The 24,635-nt window shown below is 66.2% G+C and carries 22 protein-coding genes and 1 tRNA gene; 15 read left to right on the plus strand and 8 right to left on the minus strand.

Translation table 11 applies throughout. From position 1 onward, the window contains the following. Position 1: 1 nt before the first annotated feature. Complete coding sequence (locus WJM96_RS16905; protein ID WP_424813706.1) at positions 2–862, minus strand: isocitrate lyase/PEP mutase family protein; 861 nt, start codon at positions 860–862, stop codon at positions 2–4. Positions 863–950: 88 nt separating this feature from the next. Here WJM96_RS16905 and WJM96_RS16910 point away from each other — a divergent pair, with 88 nt between their 5' ends. Continuing rightward, entirely contained in the window at positions 951–1,394 is a 444-nt protein-coding gene (locus WJM96_RS16910) for a peptidoglycan-binding domain-containing protein (protein WP_424813707.1), read from the plus strand. Between the two features lie 107 nt (positions 1,395–1,501). Beyond that, entirely contained in the window at positions 1,502–2,587 is a 1,086-nt protein-coding gene (locus WJM96_RS16915; protein ID WP_424813708.1) for an alpha-hydroxy acid oxidase, read from the plus strand. A gap of 9 nt (positions 2,588–2,596) precedes the next feature. On the opposite strand, the gene WJM96_RS16920 is transcribed toward WJM96_RS16915, so the two are convergent. The 5 genes from WJM96_RS16920 to WJM96_RS16940 form a co-directional block, all read right to left on the minus strand. Beyond that, positions 2,597–3,982, minus strand: a complete 1,386-nt coding sequence (locus WJM96_RS16920) for an amidohydrolase (RefSeq protein ID WP_424813709.1) — start codon at positions 3,980–3,982, stop codon at positions 2,597–2,599. 94 nt (positions 3,983–4,076) lie between these two features. Further along, entirely contained in the window at positions 4,077–4,697 is a 621-nt protein-coding gene (locus WJM96_RS16925) for a class II aldolase/adducin family protein (protein ID WP_424813710.1), read from the minus strand. Next, a complete protein-coding gene (locus WJM96_RS16930) occupies positions 4,694–5,302 on the minus strand; it encodes a glutathione S-transferase family protein (RefSeq protein ID WP_424813711.1) in 609 nt (202 codons plus the stop codon). Before WJM96_RS16930 ends, WJM96_RS16925 begins: the two co-directional genes overlap by 4 nt. Next, positions 5,299–5,682, minus strand: a complete 384-nt coding sequence (locus WJM96_RS16935) for a DoxX family protein (protein WP_424813712.1) — start codon at positions 5,680–5,682, stop codon at positions 5,299–5,301. The genes WJM96_RS16930 and WJM96_RS16935 overlap by 4 nt, the downstream gene beginning before the upstream one ends. Positions 5,683–5,747: 65 nt before the next feature. After that, entirely contained in the window at positions 5,748–7,376 is a 1,629-nt protein-coding gene (locus WJM96_RS16940) for a 4Fe-4S dicluster domain-containing protein (protein WP_424813713.1), read from the minus strand. 146 nt (positions 7,377–7,522) lie between these two features. On the opposite strand from WJM96_RS16940, the gene WJM96_RS16945 reads away from it, so the two are divergent. From WJM96_RS16945 to WJM96_RS16970, 6 genes are all read left to right on the plus strand, one after another. Further along, positions 7,523–8,245: a uracil-DNA glycosylase gene (locus tag WJM96_RS16945; RefSeq protein ID WP_424813714.1), complete on the plus strand. Its 723-nt coding sequence runs from the start codon at positions 7,523–7,525 to the stop codon at positions 8,243–8,245. Between the two features lie 330 nt (positions 8,246–8,575). Beyond that, positions 8,576–10,153 (plus strand): transglycosylase SLT domain-containing protein, encoded by a 1,578-nt coding sequence (locus WJM96_RS16950; RefSeq protein WP_424813715.1) that lies wholly within the window; start codon positions 8,576–8,578, stop codon positions 10,151–10,153. Between the two features lie 34 nt (positions 10,154–10,187). Next, positions 10,188–10,727: a molybdenum cofactor biosynthesis protein B gene (gene moaB, locus WJM96_RS16955; RefSeq protein WP_424813716.1), complete on the plus strand. Its 540-nt coding sequence runs from the start codon at positions 10,188–10,190 to the stop codon at positions 10,725–10,727. A 93-nt stretch (positions 10,728–10,820) separates the two neighbouring features. After that, entirely contained in the window at positions 10,821–11,924 is a 1,104-nt protein-coding gene (locus WJM96_RS16960) for a TRAP transporter substrate-binding protein (RefSeq protein ID WP_424813717.1), read from the plus strand. Positions 11,925–11,939: 15 nt separating this feature from the next. Further along, a complete protein-coding gene (locus tag WJM96_RS16965; RefSeq protein WP_424813718.1) occupies positions 11,940–12,491 on the plus strand; it encodes a TRAP transporter small permease subunit in 552 nt (183 codons plus the stop codon). A 10-nt stretch (positions 12,492–12,501) separates the two neighbouring features. Next, complete coding sequence (locus WJM96_RS16970) at positions 12,502–13,911, plus strand: TRAP transporter large permease (RefSeq protein WP_424813719.1); 1,410 nt, start codon at positions 12,502–12,504, stop codon at positions 13,909–13,911. Positions 13,912–13,965: 54 nt separating this feature from the next. Here WJM96_RS16970 and WJM96_RS16975 read toward each other — a convergent pair. Together WJM96_RS16975 and WJM96_RS16980 are read right to left on the minus strand one after the other, a co-directional pair. Continuing rightward, positions 13,966–14,040: transfer RNA gene (locus WJM96_RS16975), tRNA-Val, on the minus strand. Positions 14,041–14,093: 53 nt separating this feature from the next. Then, positions 14,094–15,041, minus strand: a complete 948-nt coding sequence (locus WJM96_RS16980; protein WP_424813720.1) for a Bug family tripartite tricarboxylate transporter substrate binding protein — start codon at positions 15,039–15,041, stop codon at positions 14,094–14,096. 184 nt (positions 15,042–15,225) lie between these two features. On the opposite strand from WJM96_RS16980, the gene WJM96_RS16985 reads away from it, so the two are divergent. The 7 genes from WJM96_RS16985 to WJM96_RS17015 all read left to right on the plus strand — a co-directional run bounded on the left by WJM96_RS16985 (position 15,226) and on the right by WJM96_RS17015 (position 24,624). Further along, on the plus strand, positions 15,226–16,806 hold the full coding sequence (locus tag WJM96_RS16985) for an ABC transporter substrate-binding protein (RefSeq protein WP_424813721.1): 1,581 nt from the start codon (positions 15,226–15,228) through the stop codon (positions 16,804–16,806). Between the two features lie 13 nt (positions 16,807–16,819). Beyond that, positions 16,820–18,400, plus strand: coding sequence for an ABC transporter substrate-binding protein (locus tag WJM96_RS16990; protein WP_424813722.1), 1,581 nt, complete (start codon positions 16,820–16,822; stop codon positions 18,398–18,400). A gap of 5 nt (positions 18,401–18,405) precedes the next feature. Then, a complete protein-coding gene (locus WJM96_RS16995; protein WP_424813723.1) occupies positions 18,406–19,989 on the plus strand; it encodes an ABC transporter substrate-binding protein in 1,584 nt (527 codons plus the stop codon). Between the two features lie 138 nt (positions 19,990–20,127). Next, entirely contained in the window at positions 20,128–21,720 is a 1,593-nt protein-coding gene (locus WJM96_RS17000; protein WP_424814035.1) for an ABC transporter substrate-binding protein, read from the plus strand. 23 nt (positions 21,721–21,743) lie between these two features. Then, positions 21,744–22,685 carry an ABC transporter permease gene (locus tag WJM96_RS17005; protein ID WP_424813724.1) on the plus strand — a complete coding sequence of 314 codons (942 nt, stop codon included), beginning with the start codon at positions 21,744–21,746 and terminating at the stop codon, positions 22,683–22,685. Next, complete coding sequence (locus WJM96_RS17010) at positions 22,682–23,608, plus strand: ABC transporter permease (RefSeq protein ID WP_424813725.1); 927 nt, start codon at positions 22,682–22,684, stop codon at positions 23,606–23,608. The genes WJM96_RS17005 and WJM96_RS17010 overlap by 4 nt, the downstream gene beginning before the upstream one ends. Continuing rightward, a complete protein-coding gene (locus WJM96_RS17015; protein WP_424813726.1) occupies positions 23,608–24,624 on the plus strand; it encodes an ABC transporter ATP-binding protein in 1,017 nt (338 codons plus the stop codon). Before WJM96_RS17010 ends, WJM96_RS17015 begins: the two co-directional genes overlap by 1 nt. Positions 24,625–24,635 lie beyond the last annotated feature (11 nt).

The following is a 24,635-nucleotide window of genomic DNA, read 5'->3' on the forward strand; positions in this document are numbered from 1 at the left end:
CCTACCCCAGGAACCGCTTCATGGCCTCGCTGTACGGCGCCTCGCGCGTCCAGCGGGCCATGGCGCCCTTCTCCGGCAGGCCCGCCAGCGCGGAGGGCGCGGTGCCTTCGCGCAGCGCCTTCAGCGTCGCGTGGGTGGCCTGGGCCGCCGCCTGGCTCGGCGCATGGCCCTGCAGCGCGATCCGCACACCGCGGCTAGCCAGGTAGTCGCGGTCGGAAATGGCGGGCGAGAGCGTTCCCAGGATGAGCGGAAGCTTCGCGGCTCCGGCCGCCGCATCAAGCTCCTCGCGCGTCGTGACGCCCGTTAGGAAGAGCCCGTCCGTCCCGGTGTCGTTGTAGGCGCGGATGCGAGCGATGCAGTCCTCCTTCGAGGTCACGCTCATCGCGCCCGTGCGGGCGAAGATGCAGAGGCTGGGGTCGACCCGCGCGGCCACCGCGGCACGCATCTTGCCCACGCCTTCCTCGATGCTGATCAGCCGGGCGTCTGGCGCGCCGAAAGGGCGGGGAAGCTCCGTGTCCTCGATGGACATGGCGGCGATGCCCGCGACCTCCAGCTCCTCCACCGTGCGCTGGACGTTGAGCGCGTTGCCGTAGCCATGGTCGGCATCCACTACCAGCGGGATGCTGCCCGCGCGGGTGATGCGCCGCGCCTGCTGCGCGAACTCGCTGAGCGTGATCAGGATGTGGTCGGGCGCGCCCAGGATGGCGAGCGAAGCGGTCGAGCCCGCGAACATGCCGAGCTCGAAGCCCAGCTCCTCGGCGATGCGGGCCGACAGCGGATCATGGACCGAGGCGGGATGGATGCACGCCTGGCCCTCGAGCACGGCGCGAGCCGCCTGGCGGCGTTGGGTAACGGTCTTCAACGGGCGATTCCCTCCAGAGGATTAAATTCTTGCTTCGGCATGCACGATCTTCCACTCTGGAAACAAACCAGAAGGGGAGGCGACACGCATGGTCCATATCCTCGCGCCGCAACCGGCGCATGCCCACTTGCCGATCTTCTTCAACGTCGATGCTGCCGTGGGCGCGAACGCTCCCGCAGGTGCTCCGAACGACATCATGCTGGTACAGTATTTCCTGAAGCTGATCGGCGACAATCCGGGGGGCATCGGCGCCGCGCATACCGCTACCTTCAAGAAGGTCAGCCCTACCGGGAAAATGGATCAGGCGACGCTGGATGCCATCAAGGCCGCGCAATCCGTCTCCTCCATCACGCCGGATGGTCGGGTGAGCAAGGCGACCGGCTACAAGTACGGCGCCCACTGGTTCACCATCGTTGACCTGAACTTCAGCATCCGGGGCAGATTCCGTTCCGCCTGGCCGAATGTGGACAAGCTTCCGGGCTGTCCGCCGGGGCTCGGCCTGGCCGTGCGTCAGGCGCTGGCCGGGAGCTAGCTCTCCGACCGCGGGAGTCATCATGAGGACTCCGGTTCGGACAGGGGGAGAATTCCCCCCTCGCGCATCCTGTTCTAGCCTCGCGGCGACCAATGGGAGAGACGTGAATGGTCAGTGACAATGAAGGCCGCTTCCTGTGTCTGCACGAATTCGTGAAGGCGGCGAAGAACAAGCTCAGCCCGAATATCTGGGACTACCTCGTCGGCGCGACGGAGACCGAGACGACCCTGCGGCGCAACCGCATGGCGATCGACACGGTGGCCCTTCGGCCCCGCGTGCTGAACGACGTCTCGAAGGTCGACCCGAGCGTTGATTTCTTCGGCCACAAGATCCGGCTGCCGGTTTTCTGCGCCCCAGTGGGCTCGCTCGAGAGCTTCGAGCCGGGCGGCGGTGCCACGGTCGCGCAGGGCGCGGGGGCCTTTGGCGTTCCCTTCATGCTCTCCAGCGTCAGCCAGCCCGGCCTTGAGGCCTGCGCGGAGGCGTCCACGGGCCCCAAGATCTTCCAGCTCTACGTCCGTGGCGGCGATGAGTGGGTGGACGAGATCGTCGAGCGCGCCATCGCGGCCGGCTACGATGCCTTTTGCATGACGGTGGACACGGCCCATTACAGCCGCCGCGAGCGCGATATCGCCAAGCGCTTCGTGAAGACCTGGCGCGCCGCCAATACCGGCATGGATCACCAGGCCGCGCTCTCCTGGCGCGAGGTGAAGCGCTTTAAGGACAAGTATTCCATCCCGCTGATCCTGAAGGGCATCGGCACGGGCGAGGATGCGGCCATCGCCTGCGAGCATGGCGTGGACGTGATCTACTGCTCCAACCACGGCGGGCGGCAGCTCGATGGCGGGCGCGGCTCGCTCGATATCCTGCCCGAGATCGTGGAGGCCGCGGCCGGCCGAGCGAAGATCATGGTGGATGGCAGCTTCACCCGCGGCACGGACCTCGTGAAGGCCATCGCGCTCGGCGCCGACTGGGTGGGGCTTGGCCGCCTCTACCTCTATGGGCTGGCGGCGGATGGCGCGGCGGGCATCCGCACGCTCTTCGAGATCCTGGAGGACGAGACCATCAAGGCACTGGGCCTCACGGGCGTGAACAACTTCGGGCAACTGACGCGCAACCACGTGCATCTCGGCGCGCCGATGGTGACCATGCCGCATGTCCACAGCGCCTTCCCGCTGCTGGGCGAAGGCTACTGAGGCGCCAGCCTAGCCGCCGCTTCCGGTGAAGTCGGCGGCCAGGTGCAACATCCCGCGCAGGCCGTAGAGCAGTCCGCTCTCATCCACTCGGAAGCGAGGTGAGTGGTTGGGGGCGGCGAAGCGGGCATTCGCCGCCGGGTCGGTGGTGCCGACGTGAAAGAAGAAGCCCGGCACTGCGCGGGCGAAGAACGAAAAATCCTCCGAGCTCAGCGACGGTTGCGACGCGCGGAGCTTCTCTTGGCCGCAGACCCGCGCGAGACTCGCGGCCATGCGTTCGGCCAGGGGCGTGTCGTTGATCGTCGCCGGATAGCCGTTCGCGCTCCAGCTGACCTCGACGCTGGCGCCCAGCGCCTGGCCCACGCCTTCCGCGATTTCCTTCGTGCGGCGCATCATGAATTGCCGACGGGGCTCGCCATAGGTGCGCAGCGTGCCGGTCATGTAGGCGCTTTCGGGGATGATGTTGCTGCGGTTTCCCCCATGGAACTGCCCGATGGTAAGTACCGAGGCCTCGCGAACATCCACCTGACGGCTCTGGATGGTCTGCAGCGCCGTGATGATCTGCGCGCCGACCACGACCGGGTCGATGCCGGTCCAGGGGAGCGCCCCGTGGGTCTGCCGGCCATGTATCGTGATCTGGACCGCGTCGGAGCTCGCCATCAGCGGGCCTGCTCGCCAACCCAGCTCTCCGGCGCGGAGCGCGCTGGTCACATGCAGGCCGAAGGCGGCGTCCGGCTTTGGATCCTCGAAGGCGCCTTCGTCCAGCATGCGCCGTGCGCCCCCGACCTCGCCATTGGGGAGGTTCTCCTCCGCCGGCTGGAAGATGAGCTTGAAGGTGCCGCGCAGCTCCGACCGGTGGCGGGCCAGCACCTCCGCCACGGCCATGAGAATCGCGACATGGCAATCGTGACCGCAGGCATGCATCACGGGCACCTCCTCGCCGTTCCAGCGGGCCGTGGCGCGGGAACGGAAAGGGAGGTCCACTTCCTCGCGGACGGGCAGCGCGTCCATGTCGGCCCGGAGTGCGACCGCCGGGCCGGGCCCGGCCTCTCCACGCAGATGGGCGACGATGCCCGTGACCGCGACGCCCTCGCGCAGCTGGTAGCCGAGCCCACGCAGATGCGCCGCGACCAGTGCCGCGGTCCGGTATTCCTGATTGCCCAGTTCGGGGTTCTGGTGGATGTCGCGACGCCACTGGATCATGCGCGCTTCGACGTCCAGCGCCGCCGCGTCGAGGCGCGCATGGAGGGCCGAGGAGGGTGCGGCGGGGACCGCGCCGGCGGACCGGATGAAACCGGCCGGAAGCAGGCAGCAGCCGCATCCCAGCAACGCCCGGCGCGACACGCGGTCGGGCGCATCGGCGGTCAACCGGCGGGCGGGCTGGCGCGGGAAGATCATCTGGGGCGGCCTCCTGATCCGATCCTCGGGGCGGGCATCGATCGGGCGCAAGAAACAAAGAGTCTCGCGACGCGCCTGGCCTAGGGCCGAGGTGTCAGGTCAGCCTGCCGTAGCCGCCGAACTGGGCCGTCACGGCGACCATCTCCTCCGGTGTCAGCAGCACGGGCTCCAGCCTCGCCTGCAGCAGGTCCAGATATTCGGACGCCAGGTTTTCCACCTCGCGGGCCAGCGTCTCGGCGGCGGCGAGGCTGCTGCCGATGGCGACCACCCCGTGGTTGGCGAGCAGGCAGGCACGGCGACCCCGGATAGCACTGGCCGCCGCGTCCGCGAGTTTCTGCGTACCGAAGGTCGCGTAGGTGGAGCAGGGGATGTCGTCGCCACCCGCCAGCGCGATCATGTAGTGGAAGGGTGGCAGCCCACGCCGCGCGCAGGAGAGGGCCGTGGCGCGTGGGCTGTGCGTGTGCACCAGCGCCTTCGCTTCGGGCCGCGCGGCGTAGATCGCTGCGTGCAGGCGCCATTCCGAGGAAGGGCGCCGGTTGCCGTCCAGCACGCGCCCATCCAGCGCGACCTCCACGAGGTCACCTTCCGTCAGCGCCGTATAGGCCAGTCCGGAAGGCGTGATGCGGAAGCCACCCTCGGTCCGGACTGAGACATTGCCGGACTTGCTGGGCATGAAGCCCAGCGCATCCAGGCGCCGGGCGCAGTCGATGATCACGCCGCGTCCCTGAGCTTGCGAGCCGCCAAGGCCGCCGGCCGCTCGAAGCAGCGGTCGAGCCAGGCCTTCGCCTTGGGATGCCCACCGAAGTCGAAGCTGTTCGACCAGGCGCCATAGAGCACGCTGGCCAGGTTGCAGTCGGCGATGGTGAAGTCGGCGCCCAGCAGGAAGGGCGCGGTCAGCTGCCCCTCCAGCACATCCAGCCGCGCGGCCACGCCCGCCGCGCCCGCGGCGGCCTGCCCGGGGTCGCGCTCCTCGCGCGGGCGGATATAGGCGTTGTAGGCCCACTGCCCGGCGGCGGGCTCGACCTCGGTCGCGGCCCAGAGCGTCCATTGCCAGGTCCGGCTCGCATCGTCGCCGGAGGGGCTGAGCGGCGCGCCGGCCTTGGAGGCAATGTGCAGGTTGATGGCCAGGCTCTCGAAGAGGACGAGGGAACCGTCCTCCATCGCCGGCACCTTGCCGTTCGGGTTGAGCCGCAGGTGCTCCGGCGTCTTCACGGCGGCGCCGAGAGGCACGGACACGACTTCATAAGGGATGCCGGCTTCCTCGGCGGCCCAAATACAACGGAAGGTGCGGCTCTTCGGCGTGCCGTAGAGGCGGATCATCCGCGCCGCTTCGCGTCCATGCTCCAGGGGCCCGGGCCCGCGAAGACGAAGTAGAAGAAGATGAAGCAGTAGAGGATGGCCGCGTCGCCGCCGTTGAGCGTGGGGAAAATGTTCCGGGGCGCGTGGAACATGAAGTAGGCGACGGCCATCTCGCCCGCCAGTAGGAAGGCGACCGGCCGCGTGAACAGGCCGATCATGATGAGCGCGCCGCCCACGATCTCCATGAGCCCGCCCAGGCCGAGGAGCGACAGCAGTTCAGGCGCGGGCGTGCTGCGAGCGGGAATGCCGATCAGCTTCTGCGTGCCGTGCAGGAGGAAGATGAGGCCGCTGACGAAGCGCAGCACGCTGAGCACGCGTGGAGCCCAGGCATCGAGACTCATGGCGGTGTCCTTTCTGAGACCTTTCCGAGCTGTATTCCGCCCGCCGGATTCGCGGCGAGCGGGATTTACATCCCGCCCGGGTAGTTCGGCCCGCCACCGCCCTCGGGCGTGCACCAGTCGATATTCTGCGCCGGGTCCTTGATGTCGCAGGTTTTGCAGTGGACGCAGTTCTGGGCGTTGATGACGAGGTGCGGGTTGCCTTCCTCCACGCCCACGGCCTCATAGACGCCAGCGGGGCAGTAGCGGCTCTCGGGGCTGCCGTACTTTTGCCAGTTCTCGCCGAGCCACTTGCCCGGATCGCGCAACACGAGATGCGCGGGCTGGTTTTCCTCGTGATTGGTGTTGGAGAGAAACACGGACGAAAGGCGGTCGAAGCTGATGACCCCATCGGGCTTGGGGTAGGCGATCCGCGGGGCCTCTGCCGCCTTCTTCAGGCTGTCGTGGTCGGTGTGATGCGCCATCGTCCAGGGCGCCTTGCCGCGGAAGATGTACGTGTCGAGCGCGGCGTTCACCATGCCGCCCCAGAATCCGAACTTGGAGAAGCCCGGGCGGATGTTCCGCACGCCTTCCAACTCCGGCCACACCCAGCTCGCCTTCAGCGCCTCGGGGTAGGCATCGAGCACCGGCGGCCGTTCCTCGACCGCGAGGGCCGCCGCGACGGCCTCCGCCGCCACCATGCCAGACTTCATGGCCGTATGCGTGCCCTTGATCTTCGGCACGTTGAGGAAGCCCGCCGTATCGCCGATCAGCAGGCCGCCGGGGAAGACCAGCTTCGGGATGGACTGGAACCCGCCTTCGTTCAGCGCACGCGCCCCATAGCTGACGCGCTTGCCGCCCTCGAGCATCGGGCGGACCGCCGGGTGCTGCTTGAAGCGCTGGAACTCATCGAAGGGCGAGAGCCACGGGTTCGGGTAATCCAAGCCCACCACGAAGCCGATGGTCACCAGGTTCTCGCCGAACATGTAGAGGAAGGAACCGCCATAGGTGTCGCTCTTCAGCGGCCAGCCGACGCTGTGCCAGGTGAGGCCCGGCGTGTGCTTCTCCTTCGGGATTTCCCACAGTTCCTTGATGCCGATGCCGAAGGTCTGGGCCTGGCAGTCGGCACGGAGATTGTAGGTCTCGAAGAGCTTCTTGGTCAGGCTGCCACGGCAACCCTCGGCGAAGATCGTGTAGGTGGCGCGCAACTCCATGCCGGGCTGGTAGTCCGGGCCCTTCTCGCCGTCCTTCAGGATGCCCATGACGCCGGCCACCACGCCCCTCACCTGGCCATCCTCGATGATGGTCTCGGACGCGGCGAACCCGGGATAGATCTCGACCCCAAGTTCCTCCGCCTTGGCGCCGAGCCAGCGCGCGACGTTGCCGAGGCTGACCACGTAGTTTCCGTGGTTGTGCATCTGCGGCGGTGTCGGCAGCTTGTAGGCCTTGGTCTCCGTCAGCAGCATAAAGCGATCGTCCATCACGGGCGTCGCGAGGTCGGGCGGGCTTTCGCGCCAATCGGGGAGCAGTTCGTCCAGCGCGCGCGGCTCGAGGACGGCGCCGCTCAGCGTATGGGCGCCGATCTCGCTTCCCTTCTCAACCAGGCAGACGCTGAGGTCGGGCGAGAGCTGCTTCAACCGGATAGCCGCCGCGAGACCGGAAGGGCCACCCCCCACGATCAACACGTCGAATTCCATGCTTTCGCGTTCTTCGCTCATCCGAGGGGACCCTTCCACCGCTAGTCTTGAAGGCATTCACTAAACGAGGTGGCGGTTTCGCGGAACCCGCACCAGGGCTAGAAGAACGCATGGCCGAACCTACCCCGAGCGAAGCCCTGCTGGCTGCCCTGAGCTGGCAGGTCGCCATGGGCGCGGACGAGGCGATCCTGGAGGCGCCCGTGGCGCGCCGCCTGCCAGATCCCGCGCCGAAAGCCACGGTGTCCGTGTCTGTTCCGGCGCCTCGCCCGGTCGTGGCGCTGAGCCCCACACTGGGCGAAGCGGCCTCCCTGGCCGCGGCCGCCTCTTCGCTGGAAGAGTTGCGCGAGGCCATGGCCGGCTTCACCGGAAGCTCGCTGCGGGATACCGCGACGAACCTCGTCTTCTCGGACGGCGTCGTGGGGGCCGGAACCATGATCATCGGCGAAGCGCCGGGCGCAGAGGAAGACCGGCAAGGTAAGCCCTTCGTCGGGGCTTCCGGCCAACTGCTCGACAGGATGTTCGCGACGATCGGCCTGAGCCGGTCGGAGAACCTCTACATCACCAACATTCTGCCGTTCCGCCCCCCTGGCAATCGGACGCCGACGGATGCGGAGGTCGCGCTCTTCATGCCCTTCCTCATGCGCCATCTGGAGCTGGCCCGGCCCAAGCGGCTCGTGCTGGCCGGGGCCGTCTCGGCCAAGGGGCTCCTCCGGACGCGTGACGGCATCACCCGGCTGCGTGGCAAGTGGCAGCAAGTCACCATGGCAAACGGACAAGTAATGGATGCTTTGCCGATGCTTCATCCGGCCTATCTGCTGCGCAATCCCATCGCGAAGCGCGAGGCCTGGGCTGATCTCGTGCTGCTGCGGCGCGCCATCAATGATGGCTAGATTGGGGCGATCTGTTACAGAGACGAGGTGATGCTCGGTCCTTAAGGAGGCCTTCATCATTTCGTGGCTTGCCAGTCTGTGCAGGACTAGGCTAACCGGTGGCTGGTCATGCGAGCGATCTGCCCCATGGCCCGCCTTTTGCCCGGCTTCCTTGCCGGGTTTTTCCTTCTCGGCGCCGGACTTGCTCCGGCCACCGCTCAGCGGGCCTCCGAACAGGCCGCGTCATCCTCGGCGCGGGCTCGAACGCGAAACACCGGGCTTCCACAGCCCCTCGCCGCAGCAGACGCTGGCCGGCTCCGCCGCGCTTTCGAAGCGCAGGCGCAAGGCGACGTGGCTCTCGCCGTGCGAGAGTCCGAGCGGCTGGATGATCGCCGGCTGATGGGGCACCTCCTCGCCGACCGGTATCTGCGCGGCGAGGCCACCGTCTACGAGCTCCAGGCTTGGCTCGGCGATTTCTCCGATCTGTCGGATGCGCCGGCGGTGCATGAAGCCCTGGTGGCGAAACTGCCCCGCGGCGCTTCCGCCCCACCGCCACCCAACCCCCTCGATCAGATGGTCGACGAGTTGCCGGAAGACCGCTCGCCGGGGGCTCCACCCCTGCGGCGTGACAGCGGGCTGGAGCGACAGGTCCAGGCGCGGCTGAACGAGGGTAACCTCGACGGCGCCCTGGCACTGATCGCGGGCCGGCGGGGTCTGACGGCTGCCTATCTCGCCCAGCTCAAGGCCGAGATGTCTCAGACGCTCTTTCGCCTGGGCCGCGACGCCGATGCGTTGCAGCTGGCGCAGGAGGCGATGCGGGCGGCGCCGCATAATGCCTTTGCGGCCTACCAGGCGGGGCTCGCCGCCTGGGGCGCGGAGCAGTTCGAGACGGCGCAGGCCGCCTTCGAGCGGGCCGCGCGCAACGACAAGGCCCCGCCGACCCTGCGCGCCGCCGCCGCCTTCTGGACCGCGCGCTCGGCCGTGCGCGCTCGCCGGCCTCATCAATATGTGCCTTGGATGCTCCAAGCCGCCCAAGAGCCGCGCACCTTCTATGGCATGATCGCGCGCCGCAGTTTGGGCCTGCCGCCCGGCCTGGTGTGGGAGCGTGACGTGGCGAATGAATCCCACGCCCAGCAGGTCGCGGAAACGGCCGGTGGCTGGCGGGCGCTGGCGCTGCTTCAGGTTGGTCAGAAGGCGCGCGCGGAAGCGGAGCTCCGCCTCCTCCTGCGCCGCACCCGGAACAACACCCAGATTGTCCAGGGAATTTTGAGCGTCGCTCAGCAGGCGGGTCTGACGGCGCTGGCCCAGCAGGTTGCGGTTCTGGCGCAAGGCGATGACGGGCGCCCGCGGGACAACGCGCGCTTCCCGCTGCCGGTCCTGATGCCCAATGGCGGCTATCGCATGGACCCGTCGCTGCTCTACGCGCTGGCCTTGCAGGAAAGCCGCTTCGACCCCTCGGCGGTGAACAGCCGCTCTGGCGCTCGGGGTATCCTCCAGATCATGCCTGCGACCGCGAGCTACGTGGCCAATGACCCATCGCTTCGTGGCGAGGGCGCGGATCGCTTGCATGATCCGGGTTTCAGCCTTGAGATCGGCCAGCGCTACATCCAGTACCTCGTCCGGCACGAGGTGGTGCGGGGTGACCTGATCCGGGTCCTGGCCGCCTACAATGCCGGGCCCGGCAACCTGTCCCGCTGGCTGCCTTCCACCCGGCATAGGGCCGACCCGCTGCTCTTCATCGAGAGCATTCCGATCAACGAGACACGGGCCTTCGTCAGCCGTGTGCTGACGTTCAGCTGGATCTACGCCAACCGGCTGGGCCTGGCGACGCCCTCGCTCGACCAGATCGCCGGCGGCAATTTCCCCTCCTTTCCCAACACGGAAGAGGTGACGGCGATGTTGCGGCAGAGGCCCGCCCGCGCCAACTAGTACCGGGCGGCCCCATCGGCCGCCAGGAGCGCCCATGCCCATCGATCCCGAACGCGCCTTCGTTCCCGTCAACATCGCCGTCCTGACGGTGAGCGACACGCGTGATCTGGTCTCCGACCGTTCCGGGGAAACCCTGGTGTCCCGAATCGAGGCCGCCGGCCATCGGTGCGTGGCGCGAGAAATATGCAGGGACGACGCGGCCCTCATTGAGGTGAAGCTGCTCACCTGGATTGATGATCCGGAGGTGGATTGCGTCATCACGACCGGGGGTACGGGCATCACGGGCCGTGATGTGACGCCGGAGGCCTTCGGCCGGGTGCTGGAGAAGGAGATTACCGGTTTCGGTGAGCTCTTCCGGATGCTCAGCTACCAGAAGATCGGCACTTCGACGATCCAGTCGCGGGCCTTGGGCGGTGTCGCCGGCGGGACCTATCTGTTCGCGCTGCCCGGCAGTACGGGCGCCTGCAAGGACGCGTGGGACGATATCCTGGTCTGGCAACTGGATGCGCGCTTCCGGCCGTGCAACCTCGTAGAATTGATGCCACGGCTCCGCGAGCACTTGTCGGCAAAATAGGGCAGGGGACCTTACGCGACGAAATTTCATGGCGTATGGAGGAAAGCGTAATGATTCCACCTTTAGGTGGAACGGAACTCTAAGGAAACCTCCATGAACCGTCGAAATATGGTGGCTGGATCAGCCGTGGGTGCCCTTGGTGCGGTGGCGCTCGCAGCCCCAGCCGTGGCGCAGAGCATGCCGGAAGTGCGCTGGCGCTGCGCATCCTCCTTCCCCAAATCCCTCGATACGATCTTCGGCGCCGGCGAGCATGTTGCAAAGCGCGTCGCTGCCCTGACCGACAACAAGTTCCAGATCCGGGTCTTCGGTGCTGGGGAGTTGGTTCCCGCCCTGGAGGTCGCGAATGCGGTGACGGGCGGCACGGTGGATTGCGGCCATACCGCCTCCTACTACTTCGTCGGTAAGGATCCGACCTTCACCTTCGACGCCACCTGGCCCTTCGGCTTCAACTTCCGTCAGCTCAACGCCTGGATGGAGCACGGCGGCGGTCGGCAGATTTTGCGCGAATTCTTCGATCCGATGAACATCGTCTCCATGCCTGCCGGCAACACCGGTGCGCAGATGGGCGGCTGGTTCCGGCGGGAGATCCGCACGCCGGAGGACCTGCGCGGCCTGAAGTTCCGGGTCGGCGGATTCGCCGGCAATGTGCTCGCCAAGCTTGGCGTCGTGCCCCAACAGATCGCGGGCGGCGACATCTATCCGGCGCTGGAGCGCGGCACGATCGATGCGGCGGAATGGGTTGGCCCCTATGACGACGAGAAGCTCGGCTTCAACCGCGTCGCGCCCTACTACTACTACCCCGGCTGGTGGGAAGGTGGCCTCAACCTTTCGTTCTACAGCAACAAGCAGAAGTTCGACGCACTGCCGCAACTCTACAAGGAAGCCTTGGAGAGCGCCTGCCGCGACGCGACCATCGAGACCATCGCGAAGTATGACGTGGTGAACCCGCAGGCGCTGCGCCGGCTGATCGGTGCCGGTACCCAGCTCCGGCCTTTCCCACGGCCGGTACTCGAAGCCTGCTACCGTGCGGCCAACGAGCTCTACGATGAGACTTCGGCGTCCAACCCCTTGTTCAAGAAGATCTACGAGCACCAGAAGGCTTTCCGCGAGCAGACGCTTCCCTGGTTCCGGGTCGCGGAGAATACCTTCGATAGCTTCAATTATCTGATGCAGGCCCAGGAGCAGCAGCGGCGCTGAGCCGGGAGGCGGGATATGGGCGGACTCCTCGGCGTCAGTCATGCGATCGACGTGTTGAACCGGATGGTCAGTCGGCTGGCCGTCTGGGCCGTGCTGATCTCTTGTCTGGTCAGCGCGGGGAATGCGGGGGTCCGCTATCTCCTTTCCTACAGCTCCAATGCCTGGCTGGAGGTGCAGTGGTATCTCTTCACGGTGATCGTGATGCTGGGGGCCGCCTATACCCTGCACAGAAACGAGCATGTGCGGGTGGACCTGGTCTACGGAAACCTCTCGCCGCGCGCCCGGCTCTGGGTGGATGTCGGAGGGTTGATCTTCTTCCTGGGCCCGGCGATGGCCCTATTGGCCTGGATGACGTGGCCCTTCTTCCTGGACAGTCTGCTTCGGCATGAGACGTCGTCGAACGCCGGCGGTCTCCTGCGCTGGCCCGTCAAGCTTATCCTGCCCGTCGGCTTTGCCCTCATCTTCCTGCAGGGCGTGTCGGAGTTGATCAAGCGCGTCGCGGCCTTGTGCGGCGCGGGCGCCGAGGAAGTCGAACTGGTCGCCGAATACGCAAGGCCCGAACAATAGGACACGGCGCATGAACCTCGAACTCATGCCGCCGCTGATGTTCGGCGGGCTGGTGGTCTTCCTGCTGGTCGGCTTTCCGGTCGCCTTCAGCCTTGCCGCCGTGGGTCTTTTCTTCGGCTTCCTGTCGATCGAGCTCGGCTTCTTCACCACAGCTTACCTCGGGAACCTGCCGCTGCGGATCTTCGGCATCATGTCGAACGACCTGCTGCTCTCCATCCCCTTCTTCACGCTCATGGGGGCGATTCTGGAGCGCTGCGGACTGGCGGAGGACCTGCTGGAAGGGACCGGGCAGCTCTTCGGCAAGATCCCGGGCGGTTTGGCCTATGCCGTGATCCTGGTCGGCGCTGTACTGGGCGCCATCACTGGCACGGTCGCCGCAAGCGTCATCGCCATGGGCATGATCTCCCTGCCCATCATGATGCGCTATGGCTATGACATGCGCATCGCGACGGGCGTGATCGCGGCCTCGGGCACCATCACCCAGGTCATTCCGCCCTCGCTGGTGCTGATTATCCTGGGCGACCAGCTGGGGCGCTCTGTCGGCGATATGTACGCGGGTGCCATCGGGCCCTCGATCCTGCAGATCTTGCTGTTCCTGGGTTTCATCGCCGGCGTCTCGATCTTCGCGCCGAACAAGGTGCCGCCCCTGCCGGACGAAGCGCTAACGCAGCGAGGCTGGTCTCTGATCTGGCGCGTGGCGCGCGGCATGGTGCCCTCCATCGTCCTGATCTTCCTGGTGCTGGGCACCATTTTCCTCGGCCTCGCCACCCCGACCGAAGCGGGGGCCATGGGTGCCGTCGGCGCCATCGTGCTGGCGATCATCAACCGCCGCTTTTCCTGGAGGCTTCTCTACCAGGCCATGGAAAGCACGATGCGGATCACCGCCATGGTGATTTTTATCCTGGTCGGATCGACGGTATTCAGCCTGGTGTTCCAGGGCGTGGATGGCGGGCTCTGGATCGAGCATCTGCTCTCCCACATCCCGGCGGGTCAGACGGGCTTTCTGATCTTCGTTAATGTTTTCATCTTCTTCTTGGCCTTCTTCCTCGATTTCTTCGAGATCGCCTTTATCGTGATCCCCCTGCTGGCACCGGTCGCGGCCAAGCTCGGAATCGATCTGGTTTGGTTTGGCGTGCTCCTTTGCGTGAACATGCAGACGAGCTTCATGCATCCGCCCTTCGGCTTTGCGCTCTTTTATCTGCGTGGCATCGCGCCGAAGGAGGTCCGGTCCAGTGATATCTACTGGGGTGCAATTCCCTGGGTGTTTCTGCAGTTGATCCTGGTCGCCGTCGTGATCTTCTGGCCGCAGAGCGTCACTTACTGGATCCAGAAGGGGCCGGGCGTGGACCCCGCCAGCGTGCGGATCGAGGTCCCGATGCCCGACATGGGCGCGGACGAGGATGCGCCACCGACCTTCTGAGGCGGCGACGAATTTGTTGGATTGTCAGGGTATTAGGTCCACGGCGAAGGGCCGTGGTGGGCACGACAGGGATTGAACCTGTGACCCCCACCGTGTCAAGGTGGTGCTCTCCCGCTGAGCTACGTGCCCGATGGGCGCTCCATTAGCGAAACCCGGTTCGCGCCACAACCCCACCCTCGCAACTATCCTGCGAGGCCTGCCCGCCTCATCAGCGCGGTCAGCTTTTCGCGCTCGCTGCGCCAATAGGCCGTGGCCTCCTCTGGCCCCTTGCTGGCGGGATCGTTGCCGCTCTGGTCGATCCGCTCGCGCAGGGCGGGGTCGGTCACCGCGGCGGCGAATCCGCGTGACAGCCGTTGCCGCAACGGCATGGGTGTGCCGGGCGGCGAGAAGATCATCATCCAGGTCGCGAGCTCATACCCCGGCACTACTTCGCCAATGGCGGGAACCTCGGGCAGGTTGGGGCGGCGGGCACCACCCGTAACGCCTATGGGCCGTCCGCGCTCGGCCCTCATGACAGGGTTGAAGCTGCTCTCGCTGATGATGCAGGCGTCGATGCGTCCGCCCGTCACCTCCCGCGCCGCGTCCGCTCCCCCACGGAAAGGCACGTGCTCCAGCCGGACGCCGCTGAGCTGCTGAAGAAGCTCGCCCATCAGGTGGCCGATATGGGCGATGCCTGGCGTGCCGAAGGTAACCTCGCCCGGGCGCCGGTGCGCCTCCGCCAGGAAGGCGCGGAGATCCTCGCCGGGGAAGCCCGCGCGGATGCCCAACACGTAGGGTGCGGCCGTGATCTGCCCGACGATGGGCATGGCGCCGTAGTCGAAGGGCAGTGAGCGGTTCGCCAGCGGCCCGGTGATCGAGGTTGCGCCCTCAAGCAGCAGCGTGTGCCCGTCCGGTGCCGCCTGCGCAACATAGCCGGCGCCGATGGCGCCCGCGGCGCCGGTCCGGTTTTCCACGATCAGCGGCTGGCCGAGTTCCTCGGTCAGGCGCGGCTGAAGGATGCGCGCGACCGTGTCCGCCACCCCCCCGGCGGAGTAGGGCACGATGAGCCGCACCGGGCGCTCCTGCAGGGACTGCGCATGAAGCACTGCAGGTGCGAACAAAGGTGCGGCCAGCAGGGTCCGGCGTTGCATGGCTTTCCATCCCCGGTTGTATTTTTCTGCAGCAGAACCCGGGGAGCCCTTCCTGTCCAGCATGGCGATGGCGAAAGGCATATATCGCGGCTGCGTTTCGATTTATCCTCGCTGCCGTTATCGGCTTGACCGGCTGCGGCCCCCACGAGCAACTTGCGCCGCTTGATTGAAGGGGACCTGCACCATGAAACGACGCGACCTTTTCGCCGGCGCGGCCGCGGCGACGCTGGCGGGCCCCGCGCTCGCGCAGCCCGCGCAGAATCGTGTGCTGAAGATGGTCCCGCAGGCCAACCTCACGAGCCTCGATCCGATCTGGACCACGGCCAACATCACCCGCAACCACGGGCACATGATCTACGACACGCTGTACGGCGTGAATGCGAATTTCGAGATCTCGCCGCAGATGGCAGCGGGCCATGTGGTGGAGGATGAGGGAAAGCTCATCACCATCACGCTGCGCGATGGCCTCAAGTTCCATGATGGCGAGCCGGTGCGCGCCAGTGACGTGGTGCCGAGCCTCACGCGTTGGATGCGCCGCAACCCGATGGGCCAGAAGCTCGCCACCGTGACGGACGCGGTGGAGGTGGTGGACGACAAGCGCCTGCGCTTCCGCCTCAAGCGGCCGTTCCCGTTACTCTTCTCGGCGCTCGCCCAGGTCTCCAATAGCCCGGCCTTCGTGATGCCGGAGCGCCTGGCCAAGACCGACCCCTTCCAGCAGGTGCGTGAGGCGATCGGCAGCGGGCCGTTCGTCTTCAAGGCGGACGAGTTCAATTCCGGTAGCCGGGTCGTCTATACGAAGTTTGGCGATTACGTGCCCGTGCCTAACGGCACAACAAGCCTTACGGCGGGACCGAAGGTCGTGCATTTCGACCGCGTCGAGTGGAACATCATCGTCGACGCAGCGACCTCGGCGGCCGCGCTGCAGACGGGCGAGATCGACTGGTACGAGCAGCCGCCGCCGGAAATCCAGCAGCTTCTGAAGCGCAACCGGCAGGTCAAGATCGAGGCCATCGATCCGCTGCCGTTGACGGGCATCCTGCGCTTCAACCATTTGCATCCGCCGTTCAACGACAAGAAGCTGCGGCAGGCGTTGCTGCCCGCCATCACCCAGGCCGACTTCATGGCTGCTGTGGTGGGTGACGAGCCGCAGAACTATGTCGCCAATTGCGGGATTTTCACCCCGGGCACGCCGCTTGCGAACGATGTGGGCATGTCGGTACTGAACGGCCCGCGAAGCATCGACCGCGCCAAGGAGCTGCTGCGCGCCGCCGGCTACACCAACCAGCCCATGCGGCTGATCGGTCCGACGGACATCCTTGCGCCTTCGGCCATGACGCAGGTGGGCGCGGATCTCGTCCGGCGCCTGGGCCTCAATGCCGATATCGTGCTGACCGACTGGGGCACGACCGTACAGCGCCGCACCTCGCGTGAGCCGGTGGAGCGGGGGGGCTGGAGCATGCTCTTCACCTCCTTCTCGTCCTTCGACTTCGTGAACCCGGCGGCCCATTTCCCGCTGCGCGGCAATGGCGATGGCGCCTGGTTCGGCTGGCCCAACATTCCGCGCCTGGAGGAGCTGCGCGACTCCTGGTTCGATGCGCCGAACCTCGACGCCGAGAAGTCCATCGCGCGCGAAATGCAGACGGTGGCGCTGGACGAGCTGCCCTACATCCCGGTCGGCGCCTACAAGTCGTTGACCGCGCTTCGGTCGAACCTCCAGGACCGCGTCTCGGGCCTGGCCTTGTTCTGGGGCATCCGGCGCGTCTGAGGAGGGTACAACCATGATTCAACGTCGGAGCATGTTGGCGGCGACGGCGGCGGGTGTCGCCGCGCCGCGCGTGGTGGGCGCGCAGGGCGGGGCGGCACGCTCGCTGCGCGTCATTCCGCAGGCGAACCTGACGAGCCTCGATCCGGTCTGGACGACCGCCGTGGTCACCCGCAACCACGCCTTCCTCGTCTTCGACCAGATCTGCGCCCAGGACAGCCAGGGCGAGATCAAGCCGCAGATGGCCGAGAGCTGGACCGTCTCCGACGACAAGCTGACCTGGACCTTCACCTTGCGGCCGGGCCTCGTCTTCCATGATGGCGAGCGCGTGCTCGCCAAGGATGCGGTGGCCTCGATCAAGCGCTGGGCGCGGCGTGATCCGTTCATGCAGGTGCTGCAGCCCAATGTGGCGGAGATCGAAGCGCTGGATGACCGGCGGTTTCGCTTCCGCCTGCACAGGCCGGTGCCGCTGCTGGTCCAGGCGCTGGGGCAGACGCAGTTTCCCTGCTTCGTCATGCCTGAGCGCATCGCGAACACCGATGCCTTCACCCAGATTCGCGAGGCGGTGGGCAGCGGCCCCTTCCGCTTTGTCGCGAATGAGTGGAACCCAGGGCAGAGGGCGGTCTGGGCGAAGCACGACGGCTACGTTCCGCGGCAGGAAGCGGTGGATGGCCTCGCCGGTGGCCGCGCGCCCCGCATCGATCGCGTGGAGTGGACGGTCATCACAGACCCCGCGACCAGCGCCAGCGCCATGACGCAGGGCGAACAGGACTATTGGGAGTACCCGCTGCACGACCTGCTCGGGATGATGCGCCGCTCGCGTGACCTGGTGGTGGAGCAGAGGCTGCTGGACGGCACCTATGGCGTCGCCCGCTTCAACACGCTGCAGCCGCCCTTCAACAATCCCGCGATCCGCCGCGCTGTCGCCATGGCGGTGGACCAGCGGGACTACCTCACCGCCGTTGCGGGCACCGATCCGCGCGGCTGGGGCGTCTGCGAGGGCGTCTTCACCTGCGGAACGCCGCTCGCGAACGAGGCGGGCAGCGATATCCTGAAGATCCGCAATGTGGAGCGCGCACGTGCGGCGCTGCGCGAGGCCGGCTATCGCGACGAGAAGGTCGTGCTCATCGCCCCGGGCGATTATCCGCAGATCAACGCGCTCTCGATGGTCACGGCGGACCTGCTGCAGCGCCTGGGCATGAATCTCGAGCTTATTTCGGCCGACTGGGGCACGCTTATTCAGCGGCGGGCCAGCAAGGAGCCGGTGGAGCGCGGTGGCTGGAGCGTGATCCACACCACCTCCTCCGGCCAGTCCCTGACCATGCCGGTCTTTCACCTCTTCCTGCGCGCAAACGGCGCCAATGCCTGGTTCGGCTGGCCTGACGACGCCGAGATTGAGCGGCTGCGCGGGGCCTGGATCGATGCAGAGAACCCGGCGCAGAGCCGGCAGATTGCCGAGCAGCTCAACCGCCGCGCCATGGAGGTCATGTCCTACCTCCCGCTCGGCTACTACTGGCAGCCGAGCGTGTGGCGCCGGAATGTGCAGGGCGTGTTCCGCGCGCCGGCTACCGTCTTCTGGAACATCAGCAAAGGGTAAGGACCATGGAGCTCTCGCGAAGGGCAGCGTTGGGCGGCGCGGCGTCGCTGCTCGGCGCGCCGGCGCTTGCCCAGGGCCAAGCGGTGCGAACCCTGCGGTTCATCCCGCAGGCCAACCTCGCCAGCATCGATCCGGTCTGGAGCACGGCGGTCGTGGTCCGCAACCATGGGCTGATGGTCTATGACCTCCTCTACGGGTTGGGCGCCGACTACCAGGTGCGGCCGCAGATGGCCGAGGGCCATGAGATCACCGACAGTGGCCTGACCTGGACCATCAAGCTTCGCGAAGGCCTGCGCTTCCACGACAATGAGCCCGTGCGCGCGCGGGACTGCGTCGCGTCCATCCTGCGCTGGTCAAAGCGCGACATCCTGGGCAGCCGGCTCGCGGCCCTGGCGGAAGAGGTGGCCGCGCCGGATGACCGGACCATCCGCATCCGGCTGAAGAAGCCCTGGCCTGGACTCGCCTGGGCACTGGGCAAGCCCTCTGCGAATATCTGCGCCATCATGCCCGAGCGTGTGGCTCGGACCGATCCGTTCACGCAGATCACCGACGCGACGGGTAGCGGCCCGTTCCGGTTCCGGCAGGACCTGTTCCGTCCCGGCGATGTGGCGGTCTACGAACGCTTTGCGGGCTACACGCCGCGCGCCGAGCCAACGGACTTCCTGGCCGGCGCCAAGCAGGTTCATCTGGATCGCGTCGAATGGCGCATCATGCCGGACCCCGCGACCGCTGGTGCCGCGCTGCAGAACAACGAGGCCGATTGGTGGGAGACGCCGCTGCCGGACCTTCTGCCCCTGCTGCGCCGCAATCGCGAGATTGTGATCGACGTGGTGAACCCAGCCGGCAACCTGGGTGTGCTGCGCTTCAACTTCCTGCATCCACCGTTTGATGACGTGGCGGTGCGCCGCGCCCTGCTGCCTGCGGTGGATCAGCGCGCCTTCATGGACGCGGCGATCGGGACCGATCCGGCGCTGTCCGTGGTTCCCGCGGGCGTCTTCACACCCGGAACGCCACTGGCGAATGACGCCGGGCTAGAGGTCGTTTCAGGTGCTCGCAGCCTCGAGGCGGCCCGGGCTGCGCTCCGCGCCAGCTCCTATGCCGGGCAGCGCATCGTGATGATGTCGGCAACAGACCTTCCCGTCCTCCAGAACCTTTCGGAAGTCGCGGCGGATTTGTTGCGGCGGATCGGGTTCAACGTCGATTTTCCCGCCATGGACTGGGGCACGCAGATCCAGCGCCGCACCAACCGGAACGCGGTGGAGCAGGGGGGCTGGAGCGCCTTCTGCACGACCTGGGAAGGGCTCGACGTCTCCGTCCCGGGCAGCCACCAGCCGCTCCGCGGAAACGGTGCCCAGGCATGGTCTGGCTGGCCGACCATGCCGCGGCTCGAGGAATTGCGCGAGCAATGGTTCGATGCGCCTGATCAGGCGGCGGCCCTTCAGGTGGCGCAGGAGATCCAGCGCGCGGCTTGGCAGGAGGTCCCGTTCATTCCGCTGGGCCTGGTCAGGCCGCCGCAGGCCTGGCGGCGGAGCATCACCGGAGTGGTCAAGGGCGGATCGTCCCTGTTCTGGGGGGTCCGGCGGGCCTGACCGCTTTTGGCACGGCGCGTGCAAAGCACCCGCCAGAGGCCGTTGTGCAGCGCGGTAGTGCTGGCGCGTTGCCCAACGGTGGTGCAGGCTTCGCCCAACACGGCGGCAGGCCGGGATAAAAAGCGGGAGACTTTCGGAATGAAGCGTAGAAGCTTTCTGCAGGCGGGCGTCGCCGCTGCTGCGACGACCGGTCTTGCGGGGCCGGCCCTGAGCCAAGGTGCGAATGCGCGCACGCTGCGCTTCGTGCCCCAGGCGAACCTGGCCAATTTCGATCCCATCTGGGGCACGCAGTACGTCGTCCGAAATGCGTCCGCCGCGGTTTGGGACACGCTCTATGGCGTGAACGATAAGCTCGAGCCTCGGCCGCAGATGTGCGAGGGGCATACCACCTCGCAGGATGGCCTCACCTGGACTTTCAAGCTGCGCGAGGGCTTGCGGTTCCACGATGGTGAGCCTGTGCTGTCCAAGGACGTCGTGGCCTCGATCACGCGCTGGATGCCGCGCGACCCGATGGGCCAGATGATCCGCGCCATCCAGCAAGAGCTGGTGGCGGTTGACGACAGGACCTTCCGTTGGGTGCTGAAGTCGCCGTATCCAAAGCTGATCTATGCACTGGGCAAGACCAACACGCCTATTTGCTTCATCATGCCGGAGCGCATCGCGCGCACGGACCCCTTCACCCAGATCACAGAATATGTGGGCTCCGGCCCCATGCGCTTCGTGCGCAATGAGTGGGTTCCGGGCGCCAAGGCGATCTTTCAAAAATTCGACCAGTACGTCCCGCGCAACGAGCCCGCGAGCTGGCTCGCCGGCGGTAAGCGCATCATGGTCGACCGCCTGGAATGGGTGGTGATGCCGGACCCGGCCACGGCCTCCGCAGCCATCCAGAACGGGGAAGTGGATTGGTGGGAGAACCCCATCACGGACCTCATCCCAATCCTGCGGCGCAACCGCAACATCATGGTCGATATCGCCGACCCGCTGGGCAATATCGGCTCGTTCCGCATGAACCACCTGCACCCACCCTTCAACTCGAAGAAGGTGCGCCAGGCCGTCCTCGCGGCGATGAGCCAGGAAGACTATATGCGTGCCCTGGTGGGCGACGACGCCAATCTCTGGAAGGCGCTGCCTGGCTTCTTCACGCCCGGAACGCCTGGCTACACCGAGGCTGGCGGCGACATCCTGAAAGGACCCCGCAACCTCGACCTTGCGAAGCGACTGCTGCAGGAAGGCGGCTATCGCAACGAGCCAGTGATTTGCGTGGTGGCGCAGGACCAGCCTATCACCAAGGCAATGGGCGACGTGACGGCCGATCTGCTGAAGCGGATGGGGATGAACGTCGATTTCGTCGCGACCGACTGGGGCACCACCGGGCAGCGCCGTGCCATGAAGAATCCGCCGAACCAGGGCGGCTGGAGCATGTTCCACACTTGGCATGCGGGCGCGGATTGCGTGAACCCTGCCGCTTACAACGCCGTGCGCGCCAACGGACAGGACGCGTGGTTCGGCTGGCCCGATGTTCCGTCCGTCGAACAGGGCGTGCGCGACTGGTTCGAGGCGCCGAATGCCACGGCGGAGAAGGCGGCGCTCGATAAGATCAATAGCGAGGCGATCGAGAACGTCGTTTACGCGCCGACGGGATTTTTCCTTGGCTATCAGGCCTGGCGCCGCAATGTCTCGGGCGTGGTCAAAGGGCCGCTGCCCTTCTTCTGGGGTGTTTCCAAATCGTGACCGTGCTGGTTTAAGAGCGTACCATGTGGGCATACATCATCCGACGTATCCTCGCGACGATCCCAGTGATGGCGATCGTCGCTCTCTTCGTCTTCTCTCTGCTGTACCTCTCGCCGGGCGATCCGGCGGCGGTCATCGCAGGGGATCAGGCGACACCGGCCGATGTGGAGCGCATCCGCGCTTCGCTCGGTCTAGATCGGCCTTACCTCGTCCGCTTCGGCAGTTGGGCCTGGGACATCCTGAACGGTGATCTCGGGACATCGATCTTCACCAACCTGCCTGTCAGCACCATGATTGCGCAGCGCGTGGAGCCGACGCTCTCTCTCATGGTTGTGACGCTGCTGCTCGCGATTTCCATCGCGATACCCATGGGTGTCGTCGCGGCCTGGAAACAGGGCACGCTCATCGATCGTGCGGTGATGGCCTTCGCCGTGCTCGGCTTCTCGGTGCCGGTGTTCGTGGTGGGTTATCTTCTCGCCTATATCTTCGCGCTGGAGCTCGATTGGCTGCCGGTGCAGGGCTACACCTCCTTCTCCAACGGCTTCTTTCCCTGGATCGAGAACCTGATCCTGCCGGCCATCGCGCTGGGGGGCGTGTATATCGCTCTGATCGCCCGCATCACCCGGGCGACCATGCTCGAAGTGTTGAGCCAGGACTACATCCGCACTGCGCGCGCCAAGGGCGCGGGCCAGCGCAGTATCTTGTTCCTGCACGCTCTGAAGAATGCAGCTGTTCCGATCGTGACCGTGGTGGGTATCGGCGTCGCCCTCCTGATCGGCGGCGCGGTGGTGACGGAGAGCGTCTTTGCGATTCCCGGCCTCGGCCGCCTCACGGTGGATGCCATTCTGCGCCGCGACTACCCCGTAATCCAGGGCGTGATTCTGCTCTTCAGCTTCGTCTACGTGCTGGTGAATCTGTTGATTGACCTCAGCTACACCCTCTTTGATCCGAGGATCCGGTATTGAGCGCAGCAACCCTCCCTCCGGGGATCGAGATCCCGCCGGGCCTCGCCGTCGCCGCGACGCAGCCCGATATCCTGTCCAACGTCAAACCCAAGCGCGGCTTCATCGGCTTCCTTCGCCGCTACCCAACGATTGCGATCGGCGGCGGCCTGCTGCTGATGATGCTGGCGATCGCGGTTTTCGCGCCCTACTTCTGGACGGTGGACCCGACGGCTCTGGCGCCGGCACGGCGTACCCGCGAACCCTCAGCCATGTACTGGTTTGGCACCGACATGCTGGGGCGCGATGTCTATTCCCGTGTGCTTTACGGTTCGCGCGTTTCGCTGCTGGTCGGCGCTTCGGTCGCGATCTGCGCGTCGATTATCGGTCTTACCATCGGGCTGCTCTCCGGCTTCAATCGCATAGCCGACAGCATCATCATGCGCATCATGGACGGCATGATGAGCATTCCGTCGATCCTGCTCGCCATCGCCCTGATGGCCCTGACGCGGGGTTCGGTACAGAACGTCATCCTCGCTATCACGATTGCGGAGATCCCGCGCGTCTCGCGCCTCGTGCGTGGCGTGGTGCTGAGCCTGCGAGAGCAGCCCTATGTGGAGGCGGCGGTCGCGTCAGGCACTCGGACCATCGTGATTATTTTCAAGCACATTCTGCCTAACACCCTGGCGCCGCTCACGGTCCAGGCGACCTATATCTGCGCAGCGGCGATGATCACCGAGGCCATTCTCTCCTTCATCGGTGCGGGTACGCCGCCGATCATCCCCTCCTGGGGCAACATCATGGCTGAGGGCCGCGCGCTCTGGCAGGTGAAGCCCTACATCGTCTTCTTCCCGGCGGTGTTCCTCTCGATCACCGTGCTTGCGGTCAACCTTTTGGGTGACGGCCTACGCGACGCGATCGATCCCCGTCTGGCGAAGAGGCTGTGATGGACAACCGGCAAATCCTGCTGGAGGTGGATAACCTCCAGACGCACTTCCGCACCATGGATGGCGTGAACCGCGCCGTGGACGGCGTATCGTTCCATGTGCGATCGGGCGAGACGCTGGCCATCGTGGGGGAGAGCGGTTGCGGCAAGTCCGTCACTGCCATGTCCATCCTGCGGCTCATTCCCGAGCCTCCGGGCAAGATGGCTGGAGCCATCCGTTTCCAGGGCCGTGACTTGCTCAAGCTCTCCGACAAGGAGATGCGGCAGATCCGCGGCAACGAGATCAGCATGATCTTCCAGGAGCCGATGACATCGCTGAATCCGGTGCTCACCAACGGGCGACAGATCGGCGAGACCCTGCGACTGCACCAGGGCATGTCGAAGCAGCAGGCCGAGGAGCGCGCGGTCGAGATGCTGCGCCTTGTAGGCATTCCTGAGCCGGGACGTCGGGTGCGCGAGTATCCGCATCAGCTCTCGGGCGGCATGCGGCAGCGAGTGATGATCGCCATCGCGCTAGCCTGCAATCCGAAGCTGCTGATCGCGGATGAGCCGACCACTGCGCTCGACGTCACCATCCAGGCACAGATCCTGGATCTGATGCGCGACCTCAAGAACAGCGTTGGTGCGGCCATCGTGATCATCACCCACGATCTCGGCGTAGTGGCCGAGGTCGCCGAACGCGTGGTGGTCATGTATGCCGGACGCAAGGTCGAGGAGGCGCCGGTCGTCGAGCTCTTCCGCAACCCGAAGCATCCTTACACGCAGGGCCTGCTTGGCTCTGTGCCTAAGCTCGGCTCCTCGCTTACCGGTGAGACGAGCCGGCTGACCGAGATCCCGGGTCTGGTGCCGAGCCTCAAGCAGAAGATCCCAGGCTGCGTCTTCGCGACGCGTTGCCCGAAGGTTACCGACCTCTGCCGTGCCGTGGCTCCTGCGTTGCAGGAGAAGGCGCCCAACCATATCGCCGCATGCCACTACGCCACCATTGAGGGTTCGGTTGGGGGCGCGGTGGCGGCATGAGGACTTCTGCT

Source organism: Roseococcus sp. YIM B11640, from assembly GCF_049727625.1.
Taxonomy (GTDB): Bacteria; Pseudomonadota; Alphaproteobacteria; order Acetobacterales; family Acetobacteraceae; genus Roseococcus.